The sequence below is a fragment of the Pedobacter ginsengisoli genome (assembly GCF_030244015.1).
Taxonomy (GTDB): Bacteria; Bacteroidota; Bacteroidia; order Sphingobacteriales; family Sphingobacteriaceae; genus Pedobacter; species Pedobacter ginsengisoli.
Map to the genome: position 1 here is coordinate 287119 of NZ_JASSYX010000004.1, position 16587 is coordinate 303705.

At 45.4% G+C, this 16587-nt stretch carries 18 protein-coding genes; 5 read left to right on the forward strand and 13 right to left on the reverse strand.

What is annotated here, in order from left to right; all coding sequences use genetic code 11:
* Positions 1-2: 2 nt before the first annotated feature.
* Genes gatA through QEP08_RS18555 form a run of 11 tightly spaced genes read right to left on the reverse strand, consistent with a single transcriptional unit; the run spans position 3 to position 9668 of the window.
* The gene (gene gatA, locus QEP08_RS18505; RefSeq protein WP_285060133.1) at positions 3-1433 is read right to left on the reverse strand and encodes an Asp-tRNA(Asn)/Glu-tRNA(Gln) amidotransferase subunit GatA; all 1431 of its coding nucleotides are present in this window, start codon (positions 1431-1433) and stop codon (positions 3-5) included.
* Positions 1434-1475: 42 nt separating this feature from the next.
* Entirely contained in the window at positions 1476-1688 is a 213-nt protein-coding gene (locus QEP08_RS18510) for a Sec-independent protein translocase subunit TatA/TatB (protein WP_285060134.1), read from the reverse strand.
* A gap of 10 nt (positions 1689-1698) precedes the next feature.
* Positions 1699-2058, reverse strand: a complete 360-nt coding sequence (locus QEP08_RS18515) for a Sec-independent protein translocase subunit TatA/TatB (RefSeq protein ID WP_285060135.1) — start codon at positions 2056-2058, stop codon at positions 1699-1701.
* Between the two features lie 53 nt (positions 2059-2111).
* Positions 2112-3386, reverse strand: a complete 1275-nt coding sequence (locus QEP08_RS18520) for a murein hydrolase activator EnvC family protein (RefSeq protein WP_285060136.1) — start codon at positions 3384-3386, stop codon at positions 2112-2114.
* A gap of 22 nt (positions 3387-3408) precedes the next feature.
* Positions 3409-4200 carry a lipoprotein insertase outer membrane protein LolB1 gene (gene lolB1 / locus QEP08_RS18525; RefSeq protein WP_285060137.1) on the reverse strand — a complete coding sequence of 264 codons (792 nt, stop codon included), beginning with the start codon at positions 4198-4200 and terminating at the stop codon, positions 3409-3411.
* Entirely contained in the window at positions 4178-5230 is a 1053-nt protein-coding gene (locus tag QEP08_RS18530) for a tetratricopeptide repeat protein (RefSeq protein WP_285060138.1), read from the reverse strand. The genes lolB1 and QEP08_RS18530 overlap by 23 nt, the downstream gene beginning before the upstream one ends.
* 10 nt (positions 5231-5240) lie before the next feature.
* Positions 5241-5672 (reverse strand): dUTP diphosphatase, encoded by a 432-nt coding sequence (dut, locus tag QEP08_RS18535; protein WP_285060139.1) that lies wholly within the window; start codon positions 5670-5672, stop codon positions 5241-5243.
* Positions 5669-7168, reverse strand: coding sequence for a lipopolysaccharide biosynthesis protein (locus QEP08_RS18540; RefSeq protein ID WP_285060140.1), 1500 nt, complete (start codon positions 7166-7168; stop codon positions 5669-5671). Before QEP08_RS18540 ends, dut begins: the two co-directional genes overlap by 4 nt.
* 3 nt (positions 7169-7171) lie before the next feature.
* A complete protein-coding gene (locus QEP08_RS18545) occupies positions 7172-7450 on the reverse strand; it encodes an acylphosphatase (RefSeq protein WP_285060142.1) in 279 nt (92 codons plus the stop codon).
* 37 nt (positions 7451-7487) lie between these two features.
* Positions 7488-8438, reverse strand: a complete 951-nt coding sequence (locus QEP08_RS18550; protein ID WP_285060143.1) for an NAD(P)H-dependent flavin oxidoreductase — start codon at positions 8436-8438, stop codon at positions 7488-7490.
* Positions 8439-8489: 51 nt separating this feature from the next.
* Entirely contained in the window at positions 8490-9668 is a 1179-nt protein-coding gene (locus QEP08_RS18555) for an amidohydrolase family protein (RefSeq protein ID WP_285060144.1), read from the reverse strand.
* Positions 9669-9747: 79 nt separating this feature from the next.
* Between QEP08_RS18555 and QEP08_RS18560 the strand changes: the two genes are divergently transcribed.
* A complete protein-coding gene (locus QEP08_RS18560) occupies positions 9748-10437 on the forward strand; it encodes a helix-turn-helix transcriptional regulator (protein ID WP_285060145.1) in 690 nt (229 codons plus the stop codon).
* 14 nt (positions 10438-10451) lie between these two features.
* On the opposite strand, the gene QEP08_RS18565 is transcribed toward QEP08_RS18560, so the two are convergent.
* Positions 10452-11606, reverse strand: coding sequence for a FecR family protein (locus QEP08_RS18565; RefSeq protein WP_285060146.1), 1155 nt, complete (start codon positions 11604-11606; stop codon positions 10452-10454).
* Positions 11607-11716: 110 nt separating this feature from the next.
* Positions 11717-12304, reverse strand: a complete 588-nt coding sequence (locus QEP08_RS18570; protein WP_285060147.1) for an RNA polymerase sigma factor — start codon at positions 12302-12304, stop codon at positions 11717-11719.
* Positions 12305-12786: 482 nt separating this feature from the next.
* On the opposite strand from QEP08_RS18570, the gene QEP08_RS18575 reads away from it, so the two are divergent.
* From QEP08_RS18575 to QEP08_RS18590, 4 genes are all read left to right on the forward strand, one after another.
* The gene (locus QEP08_RS18575) at positions 12787-13284 is read left to right on the forward strand and encodes a DinB family protein (RefSeq protein ID WP_285060148.1); all 498 of its coding nucleotides are present in this window, start codon (positions 12787-12789) and stop codon (positions 13282-13284) included.
* Positions 13285-13482: 198 nt separating this feature from the next.
* Positions 13483-14583, forward strand: a complete 1101-nt coding sequence (gene rluF / locus QEP08_RS18580) for a 23S rRNA pseudouridine(2604) synthase RluF (RefSeq protein ID WP_285060149.1) — start codon at positions 13483-13485, stop codon at positions 14581-14583.
* Between the two features lie 61 nt (positions 14584-14644).
* Positions 14645-15694 carry a dual-specificity RNA methyltransferase RlmN gene (gene rlmN / locus QEP08_RS18585; protein ID WP_285060150.1) on the forward strand — a complete coding sequence of 350 codons (1050 nt, stop codon included), beginning with the start codon at positions 14645-14647 and terminating at the stop codon, positions 15692-15694.
* Positions 15695-15762: 68 nt separating this feature from the next.
* Positions 15763-16482, forward strand: a complete 720-nt coding sequence (locus QEP08_RS18590) for a ComF family protein (RefSeq protein WP_285060151.1) — start codon at positions 15763-15765, stop codon at positions 16480-16482.
* Positions 16483-16587 lie beyond the last annotated feature (105 nt).

Genomic DNA, 16587 nt, shown 5'->3' on the forward strand with positions numbered 1-16587 from the left:
GTTTAAATTACGGGCTCATTTAAAAACTCATGAGCCAATGACAACAGTACCTCCTCATGGAAGTGCCTGGCCATTAATTGAATACTTAACGGCAAACCGCCAGCATTATTGCCCAAAGGAAGTGCTACCGCCGGAATTCCTGTCAGCGACGCCAGTACCGTAAATATATCCGCCATATACATGACTAGCGGATCATGCATGTTTTCGCCTATTTTAAATGCCGGGGTGGGAGTCACAGGAGCTATGATCACATCGAAACTATCCAGCATTTGTTCCATTTTCTCCCTGATCAGCTGCCTCACTTGCTGTGCTTTTTGATAGTAAGCATCATAATACCCGGCACTCAACACAAAAGTGCCCAGCAAAATCCTTTTCTTAACTTCTTCTCCAAAACCTTCTGCCCGCGAACGCTTGTACAGCTCGTTAAGGCTGGTAGCTTCCAGGTTGCGGTGACCATAATGTACCCCGTCATAACGCGACAGGTTAGACGATGCTTCCGCAGTCGTCAGCACATAATATGCCGGCACCAAATAGTCCAGCAGGTCAAAAGAAACATATTCTACCGTATGGCCCTGCGCCCTGAACAGATCAATAGCTTTCAGGATGGCTGTCTTAATATCCGGATCCAACGCCTCACTTTCTAGTGTTTCCTTTAAAACAGCGATCTTCTTCTTGCCGCCATGTCCCAAAGCATCCGAATAAGAAGGAACAGGCAGCTTGGAAACCGTACTGTCATAGTCATCGGCACCCGCCAGTACTTCTAGCAGCAAAGCCGCATCACTTACAGAGGATGTGATCGTACCCACCTGATCAAATGAAGAGGCATAAGCGATTACGCCATACCGTGAAATCCTGCCGTAAGTAGGTTTAAAACCGACATTTCCGCAAAAAGCAGCAGGCTGTCTTACAGAACCGCCGGTATCAGTGCCCAGTGCCGAAAGACAAAGATCAGCCTGTACCGCAACAGCAGAACCGCCTGATGACCCGCCGGCTACCCTTTCGGTATCCGCCGCATTCTTTACCGGCCCGTAATAAGAAGTCTCATTGGAGCCACCCATTGCAAATTCATCACAGTTCAGCCTGCCTATGATCACTGCATCTTCAGCAAGGAGCCGCTCAGTTACCGTCGCCGAATAAGGCGACACAAATCCTTCCAGCATTCTTGACGAAGCGGATACTTTGTGGTCTTTATACGAAATGTTGTCCTTCAGGCCAATGACCATACCCGCCAGCTTACCGGCAGTCCCCTTCTCGATTTTCTCCTGTACCAATCTGGCCTGCTCAGCCGCAGAATAAAAAAACACCTCATTGAATGCATTGAGGTGTTCATTGCCGGCTATTTGTTTAAAATAGTAATCCAGCAGTTCAGGCAAGCTCAGCTTTTTCTGACCAATAAGGGACTGTATCTCTGCTAAGGAGTTATACTTCTTCAAATTTCACGAATACATTAAGATTAAAAACCGGACTCAGATACCTTACAAAGGCTTGTTGGTATTCGAGCTTTTCGGGTCAGCCGGATCAGATCCGTCAACGCCGTCTTTACCGTCTTTAAATTCTTTAATGCCTTTACCCAGGCCACGCATTAATTCGGGTATTTTTTTGCCTCCGAAAAGTAATAGTACAATGACCAGGATGACGGCGATCTCCGTGCCGCCTAATCCAGCAATTAATATGGTTGTGTTTAACATGATACTTTGGTTAAAGATTAGTTTTATCTGTTTCTATTTTTGTGTGCGCTTCAGGGTCACCCATTGCTGTCTCTTCTTCTTTATGAAGATCTATACCGCCCGTCTTTTCTTCGTAAGCATGATGGTAGTCGTCCTTCACATCGCTGATAACGGAGTTTACCTCTTCCTCAATGCCCGCAGCATTTATATTTCTTTGGATTTCTCTTTTAACACCATCTGAAGCATCTTTAAATTCCCTGATCCCTTTCCCAAGCCCTCTTGCCAGTTCAGGTAATTTTTTACCTCCAAATAACAAAAGTACCACCGCGAGGATGAGCATGATCTCACCACCACCCATGTTCAGAAATTCAATTATTGTCCCTCTATACATCGTTCTGCCTATTACTGATTAGTTTATACAAATATATGAATTAATACCCATTTTTATTTCGCAATCCAGGCTTCGGGATTTTGGGCAGCCATACCCCTTCTGATCTGGAACTGAAGCTGGGGCACACCTTCGGTTTCCGCAACCACTCCAATGGTTTGTTTGGTAGTCACATTATCTCCTTTTGACACACTCACAGATCTGAGATTCTGGTAGACGGTAAAATATTCACCATGTTTGATCAGCACATAGTATCTCCCGAGCTGCGAATCCACAGCTCTTACCTGCCCGTTAAACACAGCCCTTACCGAGGCTCCTTCGGCGGTAGAAATATTCACTCCGTCATTGGTATAAGAAGCCTGTCCCTCCATGTGCCGGCCAAAATTTTCAGTGATCGTCCCAACTGCAACCGGCCAGGGAAGTGAACCCCTGTTGCCTTCAAACTGTGCGGACAATCTTGCAGATTCCGGAGTAGCAGTCAGATAACCGCCGCTTGTTTTCGGTTTCGATGCCGTCGCAACAGGTGCAGGTTTATTTTCCGCCTTTGCTTTTGCGGCCGCAGCTCTTTCAGCAGCACGTTCTTCTTCTTCAGCTTTTTTCCGTGCCAGTTCAATCTCCCGGTTAATAGCAGCGCGAATGCTCCTGTCCAATTGTATCTGCTGACGTTTACGAGAAGCGATGTCCTGTCTCAGCTGTTTCTCCTGCCTGCTAAACTTGTTCAGCACCTGCGATTGTTCAGACTTATTCTTGCCCAATACTTTACGCTCATTCTCCTGTTCCTGCAGCAGGCTGCTTTTTTCACGCAGGTTCTTATCCAGGATCACAATCCTGTAGTTCAGGTCTTTTTGCTTACCCTGTATATAATCAGCCTGTTTTTTCCGGTACTGTCCAAACTGCTGCAAATATTTAATTCGCTTATAGGCCTGGTTAAAATCTTTTGACGCAAAAATAAACATCATCTTATCATACCCGTTCTTGTTGCGCTGCGCGAACCTGATCATACTTGCATATTCTTTTTTCAGCTGCCCCAGCTGTCCTTTAAGGTTATGTACGGTATTGGTGTTCTCATGGATTTGGTTGTCCAGGTTCTTGATCTCGGAATTGATCACCGAAATCTTGTTCTGCATCAGACGGATCTTGGCATTCAGTGCATTAATCTGGCTTAGTGTCAGCTTTTTATTACTTGCCGCCTTGTTCGCATTCTTCTGCAACAAATCGATTTCACGCTGAATGGCTTCCTTTTTTCTCTTCAGCTCAGCGCTGCTCTGGCCAAAAGCGACAGAAGCAGACCCTGCTAAAAACAAGAATAGTAATAATATATATGGCTTCATTTGGATCAAAAGTATAAAAAAATCAGTTTATTACCTCATACTTAACAGGAACACTAAACGGAAATTCCAGCGGAACATTACTTTCTATTTTTAAAAAATCAAGATCTATACTGATCTTTTGCTTTCCCGCTATCGAATTGATCTTTATACTGGAAGGGAAAAGTGCCGCATTGACTTTCTGATATGCTCCGTATTCCACTTTCAGCGCCCGCCCGGTCGTAACATCATTCAGGTTATCTACCCCCACTTTCAGCAGCGTATTGAATACAACCCTGTAGGCCAGGTCCTGCTGCTGCCCGTTCAGTATCCATATCCCGTTTTCCAGTTCCAGCATGGCATCCTCTTTCATAAAAGCAGCAATGGTATTGCCTGAAAAAATAGCCTGCAGCAAAGAAAAGTCCACCTGTTTATTCGTATACCTGTGGACGTAGCTAAACGGCTTTTTCAGATAAACACTTTGAAAATTGTTCCTTACTTTAATGCTGTCCGGAGTAATCAGCGCCCTGGCCACCTCTATTCCTGCAATAGCCGTAATGCTCACCCAGATCTTTTCATCTTTCTGCATCCTGATGTTCATGGTCACATTATTACTATTGCCATTGATATTCAGATTGGCCTTTGCTTTCAGAGAAAGCGTATTAAAGGACAGGTCATTCTCCCTCAGCATTTTGATGTTTTCAGATTTCCTGGTGCTCGCCACCATTGTGCTGTCTGTTGATTTAGGCAGCGATACTACTACTTTCTTTGTCCTGCAGGCTATGGTCAACGCTACCACAGCGAACAGCAGGAAACTATTTAATATATTTCTTTTCATTGATCTTCCTCTTTAGCCTGCCCGAGTTATTGCCTCCGGCCTGTGCCTTTTTCCATTGCAGCAAAGCTGCCTCTTTTTCTCCCTTAAAAAAAAGAATATCTCCGTAACATTCCAGCGCCAAAGCATTGCCCTCATCCAGCTGCATGGCGGTTTTGATATTGCTGAGCGCCTGTTCATGCTGCCCCTCATTCATCAGCGCCACCGCCATATGGTAATATAAACCTGCCTGGCTCGGGTACAGCGACAATGCCTCTTCACCAGTTTTAATTGCATCCTTATAGGCAGCCAGGGCAATCTCGGCAGCCATCGTATGTTCCCAGGCCGCATAGAGTTGCCCGGTAATCTTGAGAATCGCCTTGAACTGTATCAGCGCTCCGTTCAAGTCCCCCTGTTTAAACAGTTTTTCTCCCTCTATCAGCATGGCCTGTTCTGAGGTGACCGCAGCCTCAACAGCTCCAGCACCCATCAGCTCCGGTCCGGCAGTCTTTTCCTTCCCGGCCCGCGTTCTGGCCCTGGTCAATGCATCGGAACTGCCAAATTTCTTCTCCAATTCGTCATAACTTTTTAAAGCCTCGTCTGTTTTACCTGCCAGCAGAAAAGCGTTTGCCCGGTCAAAATAAAACGAATCGTCATCAGGACTCAGTCTGATCATCTGGTTAAAAACCTTTACGAGTGCATCCATATCTCCCTTACGCTTATAGAGCTCAGAGAGCAGCCTCCAATACCACAGATTATTGGCATCTTTAGCAACCGCTTTTCTGATCGCAATCTCCGCCTCAAGAGGTTTATTCTGCCTGAAATTGATCACAGCCACTTCATAGTTCACAGCGGCATTGTCAGGATCCAGGGCAAGTATCTTATTGAAGCTCTCACCGGCCTTGGCATAATCCTCCCTGAGTTTATCCCGCAGACCAGCAAAGAAAAGTGTCTTTATCACATTTGTATCCGGCACAGGCACGACAGGCTCCTGAGCAGAGACAACAGGCAATCCTGCGAAGAACAATACCGTTAAAAACCACTTATCTTTCATCTTCTGTTTTTTATTTACCTGTATGCCCATACCCGCCCGCGCCGCGTGAGGTATCGGTTAGTTCGCCAACACTGTTCCAGCTAACCGTTTCATGTTTGGCAACCACCATCTGCGCAATCCGGTCGCCGTCGTTTACCACAAAATCAGCATCCGAAAGGTTGACCAGCAATACCTTTATCTCCCCCCTGTAATCCGCATCAATGGTACCCGGCGAATTGACAATACTGATCCCATGCTTATAAGCCAGTCCGCTGCGCGGACGGATCTGGGCTTCATAACCCACCGGCAGTTCGATGTACAAACCAGTTGGAATCAAAACACGCTGCAAAGGTTTAATCGTAACGGCATTTTCTATAAAAGCACGCATGTCCATGCCCGCAGCATGTTCAGTTTCGTACTGCGGCAGCGGGTGTGTAGAGTTGTTGATGATATTTATATTCATTTCTTTCCTAAAATAAGCTTCAATTGATCCTTTTCAAAATAAAATACCCCCGCAGCAAAGGCCAACAGCAAGGCATTACCTATAAAAATATTCCGGTCAAACACCCAGAAGGATAGCACCACCATGATCACCGAAATGATCAGGTAGCCAATGATCCTTTTCAGGTTATAAGGTATCGGGTAATATTTCTGTCCTAAAATATAGGAAATCACCATCATCGCAAAATAAGCTAGCATAGAAACCCATGCTGAACCCATATAGCTGTATTTGGGAATCAATATAAAATTCAGCACGATGGTGATCAGCGCACCGGCAACGGAGATGTACAAACCAAACCTGGTCTGGTCTGAAAGGCGGTACCAGATCGATAAGTTCATGTAAATACCCAGACAGACATAACCAAACAGCAAGTAAGGCACCGCGGGCAAACCTACCCAATATTCGGCGATATGTTCGTTGTCTCTGCTTATGAAATATTTGAGCATCTCAATATTAGCGATCAGCGCCACAAACAACAAAGCAAGGGCAATTACAAAATAATGAAGGATCACTGCATACGTTGTCTTCGCATTGGCGTTTTTAGCATGGCTAAAAAAGAAAGGTTCTGCCCCCAGCCTGAATGCAGTAATAAAGATGCTCATGAAAATGGCGATCTTGCATACCGCACCATATATACCCACCTGTCCGTCTGCTATCTCTTTTGGCAGCAGTTCGCTCAACACGATCTTGTCCAGATTCTCATTGACAATAAAGGACAGGTTTGCGACAAGTACCGGCCAGGAATAGGAGAACATTTTAACAAAAAGTGGTTTATCAAATTTAAGCTGCAGCTTTAAAAATTCCGGCACCAGCATGACCAGCGTAGCAAGACTGGCGATCAGGTTGGAAATAAAAACATAGCCTATCCACTTTTCCCGGTACCAGGAAGCCATCCATTCACTGAGAAAAAAGTGATGTTTGATCATAGCGGGCACCACATAAATAAACAACAGGTTGAACCCCACAAAACAGCCAATATTTAAAAACTTAATAGTGCTGTATTTAAAAGCCTTGTCCTCCGATCTCAGTTTGGCAAAAGGTATCACACAAATGGCATCCACTACCAGGATCCAGATGAAATACTGAACATAATGTTTATAGTCAGCAAACTGCTCTGGATTGGCCGACAGATAATGGACTATACTGTCCGAAAACACCAGCCCACTGATCAGAAAAAGGAGGGAAATGAACGCAATGCACAGAAATGAATTGTTGTATACCTCCTGCTTCTTATCTTCATGCTTATTCAGGTATCTGAAATAAGTACTTTCCATTCCAAATGCCAGCACTGCATTTACCAAGGAAGCATAAGCATACATTTTGGTAAATATTCCGTAAACAACTTTGGAATAGGCCTTAGTAAAGATGGGTGTCAATATAAAATTGAACAGCCTGGACAATACTGTGCTGATGCCATATACAGCTGTCTGACCAAGAAATTTTTTCAATACCGACATCCGTTATTTCTTAAGTACCACAAAGTCGGTAAAATTTTTCAGTTCCCCGGTTACCACCTCACAGCGCTCCACCTTTGCCCTGTCCGGTCCTTCATTACACCATTCTATAAAAGAATCCAGTTCCCATTGCTCCGCCTCCGCCTCAATATAGACAGACCCGTCCTTTTCATTCCTTACAAAACCCCTTATTCCCGACTGGTCAGCCACATACTTGGTCGTTTCCCGAAAGGTAACGCCTTGTACTTTTCCTGTGAGTGTAATATTAACATGTACTTTCTTCATCTCTCTATTATATTGTCTGATCGTATATCCTTAGTTATCATTTGAAACTTAATCCAGAGACCCTTTCCTTTTCTATCAAAAACTCTTTCCAGATCTCATTCAATATTTCTTCCGCCGGGCGAACCTGCTTCAGCATGGCCGAAACCTGTCCGATCTCCAGTTCGCCCTGCTCCATATCCCCTTCAAACATTCCCAGCTTTGCCCTTGCACGTCCCAGCAATCGCACGAGAACCTCTGCATCTGCACCCTGGGCTTCCGCCTGGGCCACCGCATCTGCAAATTCGTTCTTCAGCAAGCGCACCGGCACCAGTTTTTTCATCCTGAGCTTAGTATCACCTTCCCCGGCACTAATGATCCTGTGCTTAAAATCCGGATGCGCCGAAGACTCCTCTGCCACCGCAAACGCAGAACCGATCTGCACTGCATCGGCACCCAGGGCCATCGCTGCCAGCATGGCCCTGCCACTTCCTATCCCGCCCGCGGCGATCACAGGAATTTTCACCCGGGCACAGATCATGGGCACCAGGCACATGGTGGTCGTCTCTTCCCTGCCATTGTGTCCCCCCGCTTCAAAACCTTCCGCTACTATTGCATCCGCGCCAGAGGCCTCAGCCTTCAGCGCAAATTTGCTGTTGGCAATGACGTGCACCACTATAATTCCATTTCTCTTTAAATATTCCGTCCAGGTCGCCGGATTTCCCGCCGAAGTAAATACAATACTTACCTTTTCTTCGGTAATGATCTCCATGATCTCCTGCACCTCAGGGTAGAGTAAGGGTACATTCACCGCAAAAGGCCGGTCAGTAGCCTGCTTACACTTTTGAATGTGCTGCCTCAGCACTGCCGGATACATAGAACCTGCCCCGATAATACCCAGCCCGCCGGCATTGGACACCGCCGAGGCAAGCCTCCAGCCACTGCACCAGACCATTCCGGCCTGTACGATCGGGTATTTGATGTTGAAAAGTTCAGTAATCCTGTTGCTCATGTCATTGCAAAACTATGTTAATCTGTGTAGTTAATGGTAACGACTCTTATTTTAATACAAACGTCTCATTTCCCTTCCCAATACAACCTTTCCGTTCAGTTCCTTAAAATCAAGCAAATTTATACCAGGCCGTCTACCAGGTTCAAGGCTGCCATACCTGTCACCGATCCCTAAAAACTCCGCGCCGTTCCTGGTAGCCCACCGGATCAGTTCCTCTGCCGGGATTTCAAAATTATCCTGCAGGCACAGCATCTCCGCAAAAATACTCAATCCGGTATTACTGGCCAGGCTGTCCGTACCCAGGGTAATTTTTGCACCCGCCGACCGCAGCATATCCACATCAGGCAGCCTGTTCTCTATGTATAAATTGGCATTCGGACACAGGCACCAGTACAGGTACGGGTGCCGTGCCTGCGCAAAAGTCACATCAGCATGATCGCTCATTGTATTGTGAACCAGAAGGGTCCTCAGCCGGTCCGACATCATCGGCAATACCGTTTGCAGTGAAGTTTTACCACTGGGCACATAAAAACCGGTATCCAGACCCAAAAACTCATACAATTTCAAAAAACCACCTTCCTTCCGCTCGAAAAAAGCATTCTCATCTGGTGTCTCCTGATTGTGTATGCTTACCGGACCGTTTAGTTCGTCCGCCACCAGGCGTAGCTCATCAAACAATTCCGCAGAAACCGAATAAGGTGCATGTGGTACAATACTAAGCGGGAAACCCGCAAACTCTGGTTTAAATTCCAGCGCCCTGCCTAAAGAGGCTTTTGCCGTTGCCGGGTTAAAACCCATCACCTCCAGGAAAGTGTGGTAGTAGATTGGGCTGCTGCGTTTAACCCCCGATGAAATCGCCAGGTTGGCTATATCTCCAACTGCCGCTATACCATTCTCGAACATCTCCATATCAGCCTGATACATCGCCCGTTCTATGGCAGAATCATCAGTACCGCGCAGTTTCATTACTGCCTGCACAAAATCCGTCAGCCCGGTATGCTGTGCCACCTGCCCCCTCAAATGGGAAAGCTCCAGGTGACAGTGAGTATTGATAAATCCCGGCACCAGCAATCCTTCATAATACCTGATATTTTCAACTTGTGCCTCTTTTGCTTCATCAGCATTAAGCACCGCTGTAATCATGCCATTCTCATCAACCCCCAGCACTCCATTTTTTATAGGCGCAGCATTAACAGGATAAACATAAGACGCCGAGATATACGCAATCATCCAGATATTCCTTTAAATTTCATGCCGATAAAATTACACTTTTATTTAAGTTTGCAATACCCGCAATCTCAGCAATCATATGAACCGCATAGACAGACTTTTTGGAATCCTCATTTTATTGCAAAGTAGAAAATATGTAACTGCTGAGAAGATCGCCGGTCAGTTTGACATCAGCGTACGTACCGTTTACCGGGATGTGAAAGCGCTTTCCGAGCAAGGCATCCCCATCAGTTTTGAACAGCCAAAAGGCTATTTCATTGTGCAGGGCTATTTTCTTCCGCCCGTCTCTTTTAGTTCCGATGAAGCCAACGCCCTGCTGCTCATGGAGCACCTGGCTTCCCGCTTCGCGGATAAATCTATCCGTACCCATTACACCAACGCGCTTGACAAGGTCAAAGGCGTATTGAAGCACACGCAAAAAGAGAAGCTTGAATTGCTCAATAAAAGCATCAAAACACAGGCACATCACCTGATGGAGAATGAATTTGACCATTTATCAGACCTTCAGAATGCAATTTCCGGACAGTGCATCATTGAGATCGGCTACCAAAACAATAACGGGGAAAGCAGCAAGCGGGAAGTGGAGGCTATTGGCCTGATCTTTTACGCGTTCAACTGGCACCTGATCGCCTGGTGCCACATGAGACACGAGTACCGGGACTTCCGGGTTTCCAGGATCGTAAAAGTTAGAAATTCAGGCATCCCTTTCAGGAAAAAGGACCACATGCCACTCAGTGACTACATGAAATTTCTCCCGGTCACTTACTAATCAAGAACAATTTGTTAAGGCAGGACAAAGACCTTGCTGCCTTCTATTCTGAAATGCACGTTTCCGGTCAGTTCCAGCATATCCAGCACTTCGCGGAGTTTTGCCTGGTTAGAAATACTGCCGCCAAAGCGCTGTTTGCTTATCAGTTTGTCCTGATAGATGACTTCCACATTATATCTGCGCGCCAGTTTTATCATGATATTTTCAAGCGACTCCCTCCTGAATACAAAGTCTCCTTCTTTCCAGGCCACCATATCTTCAGTGTCCACCTGAACCACATCAATCGTTTCGCCTGAACTTATAGCCTGCTGACCAGGCTTCAGAATGCTTGAACGGACTACTTTACCGTCCCCGGACAAGGCCGATACTTTTACAGCACCTTCCAGTAAGGTCGTTTTGACAACCTGTTCATCACCATAAGCCGAGATATTAAAATGTGTTCCGAGGACTTCTATCATCTGGTTCTGCACCGACACAAAGAAAGGATGCGCTTTATCTTTAGAAACTTCAAAGTAGGCCTCGCCGCTGAGGGAAAGCCTTCGCTTTTGTATGTCAGCGAAGACAATAGGGAATATGAGGGTTGTAGCGGCGTTTAGCCATACTTTGGTGTCATCCGACAATAAGATTTCCATTTGACCATCCCGGGGGGTGGTGATTTTAGTTAATGATCCCGCATCCATCTGGCTTACCGGGCCTGTTATTTTGCAGGTGATCAGTTGCTCACCTGCCTTAATGATCTCCAGTCCTGGCTGCCGCACCAGCAGACCAATCCTGGCATCAGTTAAATTAATTTTCTTACCGTCAGCCAATGTCAGCATCACCTTATCAGCGATCTTTTCATCCTGACCTGCAATTTGTACAACCTGTTTTTCCTTCCCATTTTTCAGCCCGTCACCGGGCTTAAAAAATAGAACGGCGCCAAGTAAGGACGCAAAAACCGCCGCAGCCGTTCCAACACGTACTATCCACAATCTTCTTGTCCTTACCTCAGCCTCCTCTGAAAGCGTACTATATATTTTTTTGCCCATTTCTGAGATTCTCTGTTCAGAAATGTCAACTCCATATTCATTAAACTGCATATACCAGCGCTCCACCAATGCCATCTCGGCTTCAGTGCACTCCCCCTTGCTATATCTCGCAAGTAAATCTCTAACGTTTATATTTTCCATTAAGAGTTTGAGCTATCTGATTTAAAGGTAAAACGATTAAGTAAGCCGGAACAGGAAGATTTTTGTTGAAAAAAAATGAAATAAACTACAAATAACTGTAAGCCAATGAATTAAAAAGGACCGTACAAGAAATAAATGATGATAAAAATATCTGTCTTCTTTCTCAGTATTTTGATTGCATTGCTGATCTGCTTGCTCACATTATGCTCCGATGTATTTAGTTTTGCCGCAATTTCCTTGTGCGTCAGGTTACCTTTCCTGCTCAGCTCAAATATCTCACGCATCTTCTTTGGAAGTGCCTGGATCTCCCGCTCAATATAGATCATGAATTCTTTTTCCCTGATCAGGTGATCGGTATTCGAATAACTGTTGCGCTGCGCAAAATCCTGCAGTGAAGTCTCTACGTAATTTGAACGGACCTTTTGATGGGCAAAAATATCCAGGATTCTATTTCTGGTGATGGTATACAGGTACCCGGCCAGGTTGGCCGAGTTAATTTCCTGTTCTCTTCGCATCCAAAGGCCAGCAAACAATTCCTGGATTACATCCTTAGCCAGTTCCTCGTCCCGCAGTTTTTTATAGGCATGATTGAGCAGGAGATAATGGTACCTGTTATAGATCTCCGTATATGCACGGCGGTCCGATGCCTTAAGCATCCCAAGTAATTCTACATCATCAAAACTTTTATAGTCAATCATTAATCGCAGTCCCTCTTTTACAAAAATCAATTATTCAAATTGAAAAATGAAATATTTGAGATACGCTTTTATTCACAATATCTGTGTTAATAAGTCACTTCTCTGATTTCAAGAGATCCTTTTACCTTTAACTGACATTAAAATCCTACAGAGCTTCCGGTATCCGATTGCCCTCTGTCCGGATAGCCCCTGTTTCTTACACAAGTAATAGATGCGTTAACACTGAGTACGCTATGAGTACGGGGTGAGTACGCCCTGAGTACGCCTTTTTCTCAGAGAAAAGGCGTACTCAGGGCGTACTCAGAATGCATGCATCCCGTACTCGATATTAACATATGTACCAACCAGGCAATACGCATAGAAGAGGCAGACACTATTTGTACTATTTTAGTAAAAAAGAAAATCACACTGCCATAGGGTTGTCAGTGGCCTGTCTTTTCTTTGTGTTATCAATCTGAAATCATAAATAGATAACAAAAATCATGAGCAGAATTAAGCAATTTTTAAAAGAACTGAACGAACAGGCACTGGTAACCCGAAAAATGCTGGAAAGGGTCCCTACAGACAAATTTGAGTGGCAGCCACACCAAAAAAGTATGACCATCAAAAGGCTGGCCACACATATCGCAGAACTTCCTACCTGGATCACTATGGCGCTGACCACAGACGAACTCGATTTTGAGAACAACCCTTACCTGCCAGTCGATGTCAATAGCACTGAAGAACTGCTCGCTTATTTTGAAAAGTCCCTGGAAGATGGCAGAAGCCTTCTGACCCCAGAATATGAAAATGTACTGGATAAAGGCTGGACTCTAAGAAGCGGCGAGCAAATCTTCAGTGTAGATCCTAAAGCTGATGTGATCAGGATGAGCATCAACCAAATCATCCATCACAGGGCGCAGTTAGGCGTCTTTCTCAGACTGCTTGACATACCAATCCCGGGAAGCTTTGGTCCAAGTGCCGACGAAATGAATTTTTAAGCCCATGAAATGGGTTTTTAAAATGGTATCCGGCATTTTAAAATGGGGCCGGATGGTCTTCAAGTTTAGTCTCTTTTGTTTTTGAACAAGGCGGCACGGAATGGTGTGATTTTAAAAATCACAAGGTTTCATAGCATATGTGGTTATAAATTGATTCCTTTGTAAATTATTAGGAAATCAATTTATAATCCATTGCTCATGTCTGATTCTACAACCCGGTTAAATAAATACATCAGTGAAAGCGGCCTTTGTTCAAGAAGGGCGGCCGACAGGTATATTGAGCAGGGTAATGTGATTATAAATGGCAAGAAGGCCAAAGTCGGCGACAAGGTATTCTTTGGCGACATCGTAACAGTAAACGGCCAGACCATCGAGCCAAAAGAAGTTGAGAATACGGTTTTGATCGCTTATAATAAACCGGTGGGCATTACCAGCACTACCGAAGCTGGGGTAAAAAGCAATATTGTCGATCACGTAAACCACAGCGAACGTGTATTCCCGATCGGTCGTTTAGATAAAGATTCCCAGGGACTGATCTTTCTTACTAATAATGGAGACCTGGTCAATAAGATCCTGCGTGCCGGGAATAACCATGAAAAAGAATACCTGGTTACAGTGAATAAGCCGATTACCGATACTTTTCTGGCTGGTATGGCCAAAGGGGTTCCGGTTCTGGGCGTGATGACTAAAAAATGCAAGGTCAGCAAGGAAGGCAATAACGTGTTCAAGATCACGCTGGTCCAGGGGCTGAACCGTCAGATCAGAAGAATGTGTGAGCATTTTGGATTTGAGGTGACCAAACTGGAGCGGGTGCGGATCATGAACATCAGCCTGAAGGGGATTCCATTGGGAGAATGGCGTGAGCTGACTCCTGAAGAACAGACGGAAATCTTTAATATGGTAGCCAGATCGAGTTCACTTGAGGATGCTTCTAAAAGCAAAAAAGGTAGCCAGGTTAGTACTGGAGCGGCTGTTAAGGGGGATGGCAGGCCTTCTGCAGAAAAACCGGCTAAAAAGCCCGCTCACAAATACACGTCCACACGGGACGAAGACCTGATGGAGAACATCACTCCGGGAAGGACTTCGGCAAAACCAGGCACATTTAGCAAAGCGGGTGGCAAAAAAACTTCGGTGCGTAAGGGTACAGCTTCGCTGAGCAGGGCAGACAGGCCGGCGGGCGGAAAAGGCAAGGCAGTTGGAAAAACCCCGGGCAAAATCAAAAGTGCCCCTTCGCAGGGTGACTGGAACAGGACCGGCGGGCCGGACAGGAAAGCCAAAGCAAAGAATAAGAGGCGCTAAAAATATTTTTGGTACCTTTGCAGGCAGATTGCCTTGTTATCTATAATTGCCTTGCACATCAATGCTTCCTACTAAAAAAATAGACATCCGTTCGCTTGACCTTCCGCAACTGCAGCAGCATTTTATAGCGATGAAGGAACCTTCCTACCGGGCCAAACAGGTTTACCAGTGGTTATGGGAAAAATCTGCACGGAGTTTTGAAGAGATGAGCAACATTTCTAAGGAACTCAGGAATAAGCTGGATGAAAACTACGCCATCAACGTGGTGGAAGTGAACAATTCCCAGTTCAGCAATGACCATACCATCAAAAACGCATTCAGGCTATACGACGGCAACATCGTAGAAGGGGTACTGATTCCGATGGACGACCGCATGACGGCCTGTGTAAGTTCGCAGGTAGGCTGCAGTCTGACCTGCAAGTTCTGTGCTACAGGCTATATGGACCGCAAACGGAACCTGAACGCTGATGAGATTTATGATCAGGTGGTGCTGATAGACCAGCAGGCAAAAAAGAATTACAATGCACCGCTCACCAATATTGTGTATATGGGTATGGGCGAGCCCCTGCTGAATTATGCCAATGTCATGAAGTCCATTGAACGCATCACTGCCCCCGATGGGCTGAATATGTCTTACAAACGGATTACGGTTTCTACCGCCGGCATCTCCAAGATGATCAAGAAGCTCGGCGATGATGGTGCAAAGTTCAACCTGGCATTGTCACTCCATGCTGCCAATGACAAAAAACGGAATGAGATCATGCCAATCAATGAGCACAATTCATTGAAAGCACTGGAAGAAGCACTAAAGTACTACTTCTCAAAAACTAAGAACCCGGTAACCTACGAATACATTGTTTTTAATGATTTTAATGATGAGCTCGAGGATGCGATGGAACTGGCCAGATTTTGCAAACACATTCCCTGCAAGGTCAACCTGATCGAATACAACCCGATCCAGTTTGCAGATTTCATCAATGCTGAAGGGGATAAGATCGATGCGTTCTCCAGCTACCTGAAAAGCCAGGGTGTCAATACAAATATCCGGCGCAGCCGGGGTAAGGATATTGATGCGGCCTGCGGACAACTGGCTGTTAAAGAGCAGAACTAACTCCAGGCTGGTGTTGTTATAAGGCGGCCCGACTACCGCTATACCCTGCAAAAGGTCTAACTTAGGCGATGAGTTTTATTGCCCGTATTTTTCAGCGCCTGTCCGCATTGGCGGAAAATCTTTTAAGTTTATTGTTCCCCAGTCTCTGCAGCGGCTGCCGCAATCATTTAAACAGTGGAGAATCCGGCATTTGCAGCAGCTGCCTCTACCGCCTCCCCTATACAGATCATCACCTGCACAAAGACAACAGGATAGCCAAACATTTTTGGGGAAAAGTACCATTTCATGCAGCAATGGCCCTCCTCCGCTATAAAAAAGGCAGCAGGACACAAAAACTCATTTACAACCTCAAATACAATGGACGATATGAAGTGGGCATAAGGCTTGGAAACATGATGGCAGAACGGCTTATGATTTCTGAATTTTACAAGGATGTAGAGGTCATCGTTCCGGTACCCCTTCACAAAAGCAAGGAAAGAAAACGTGGTTATAATCAAAGTTTATTTATAGCAGAAGGACTGTCCGCAATATTGAATATCCCGGTAAATGACACAGCCCTGATCAGAAATATAGCAACGGAAAGTCAGACCCTTAAAGGAAGGTACAGCAGGCATGAAAACATACAGCACGCATTTAGTGTAGTAAAGCCAGCGGAGCTCAGCGGAAAGCACATTTTGATTGTCGACGATGTAATCACGACAGGTGCCACCATTACCGCCTGTGCAATTGAACTGCAGCAATGCGATATCCGCAAATTGAGCATTGCCGTGGCGGCCGGTGCGGAATAAAAACAGGAAAACAAAAAAAATGCCGGCATACAAAACAATTTGCAATTCAATGCGTTTATATAGACGAGAGCGTTAATTTAGATGGTAAGAGTCGATATTTTCTTT

Bases quoted from the DNA above. Each gene is read 5' to 3' on its own strand.
- QEP08_RS18510 (WP_285060134.1), bottom strand. From the start codon at position 1,688: ATGTTAAACACAACCATATTAATTGCTGGATTAGGCGGCACGGAGATC.
- QEP08_RS18515 (WP_285060135.1), bottom strand. From the start codon at position 2,058: ATGTATAGAGGGACAATAATTGAATTTCTGAACATGGGTGGTGGTGAG.
- QEP08_RS18520 (WP_285060136.1), bottom strand. From the start codon at position 3,386: ATGAAGCCATATATATTATTACTATTCTTGTTTTTAGCAGGGTCTGCT.
- lolB1 (WP_285060137.1), bottom strand. From the start codon at position 4,200: ATGAAAAGAAATATATTAAATAGTTTCCTGCTGTTCGCTGTGGTAGCG.
- QEP08_RS18530 (WP_285060138.1), bottom strand. From the start codon at position 5,230: ATGAAAGATAAGTGGTTTTTAACGGTATTGTTCTTCGCAGGATTGCCT.
- dut (WP_285060139.1), bottom strand. From the start codon at position 5,672: ATGAATATAAATATCATCAACAACTCTACACACCCGCTGCCGCAGTAC.
- QEP08_RS18540 (WP_285060140.1), bottom strand. From the start codon at position 7,168: ATGTCGGTATTGAAAAAATTTCTTGGTCAGACAGCTGTATATGGCATC.
- QEP08_RS18545 (WP_285060142.1), bottom strand. From the start codon at position 7,450: ATGAAGAAAGTACATGTTAATATTACACTCACAGGAAAAGTACAAGGC.
- QEP08_RS18550 (WP_285060143.1), bottom strand. From the start codon at position 8,438: ATGAGCAACAGGATTACTGAACTTTTCAACATCAAATACCCGATCGTA.
- QEP08_RS18555 (WP_285060144.1), bottom strand. From the start codon at position 9,668: ATGATTGCGTATATCTCGGCGTCTTATGTTTATCCTGTTAATGCTGCG.
- QEP08_RS18560 (WP_285060145.1), top strand. From the start codon at position 9,748: ATGAACCGCATAGACAGACTTTTTGGAATCCTCATTTTATTGCAAAGT.
- QEP08_RS18565 (WP_285060146.1), bottom strand. From the start codon at position 11,606: ATGGAAAATATAAACGTTAGAGATTTACTTGCGAGATATAGCAAGGGG.
- QEP08_RS18570 (WP_285060147.1), bottom strand. From the start codon at position 12,304: ATGATTGACTATAAAAGTTTTGATGATGTAGAATTACTTGGGATGCTT.
- QEP08_RS18575 (WP_285060148.1), top strand. From the start codon at position 12,787: ATGAGCAGAATTAAGCAATTTTTAAAAGAACTGAACGAACAGGCACTG.
- rluF (WP_285060149.1), top strand. From the start codon at position 13,483: ATGTCTGATTCTACAACCCGGTTAAATAAATACATCAGTGAAAGCGGC.
- rlmN (WP_285060150.1), top strand. From the start codon at position 14,645: ATGCTTCCTACTAAAAAAATAGACATCCGTTCGCTTGACCTTCCGCAA.
- QEP08_RS18590 (WP_285060151.1), top strand. From the start codon at position 15,763: ATGAGTTTTATTGCCCGTATTTTTCAGCGCCTGTCCGCATTGGCGGAA.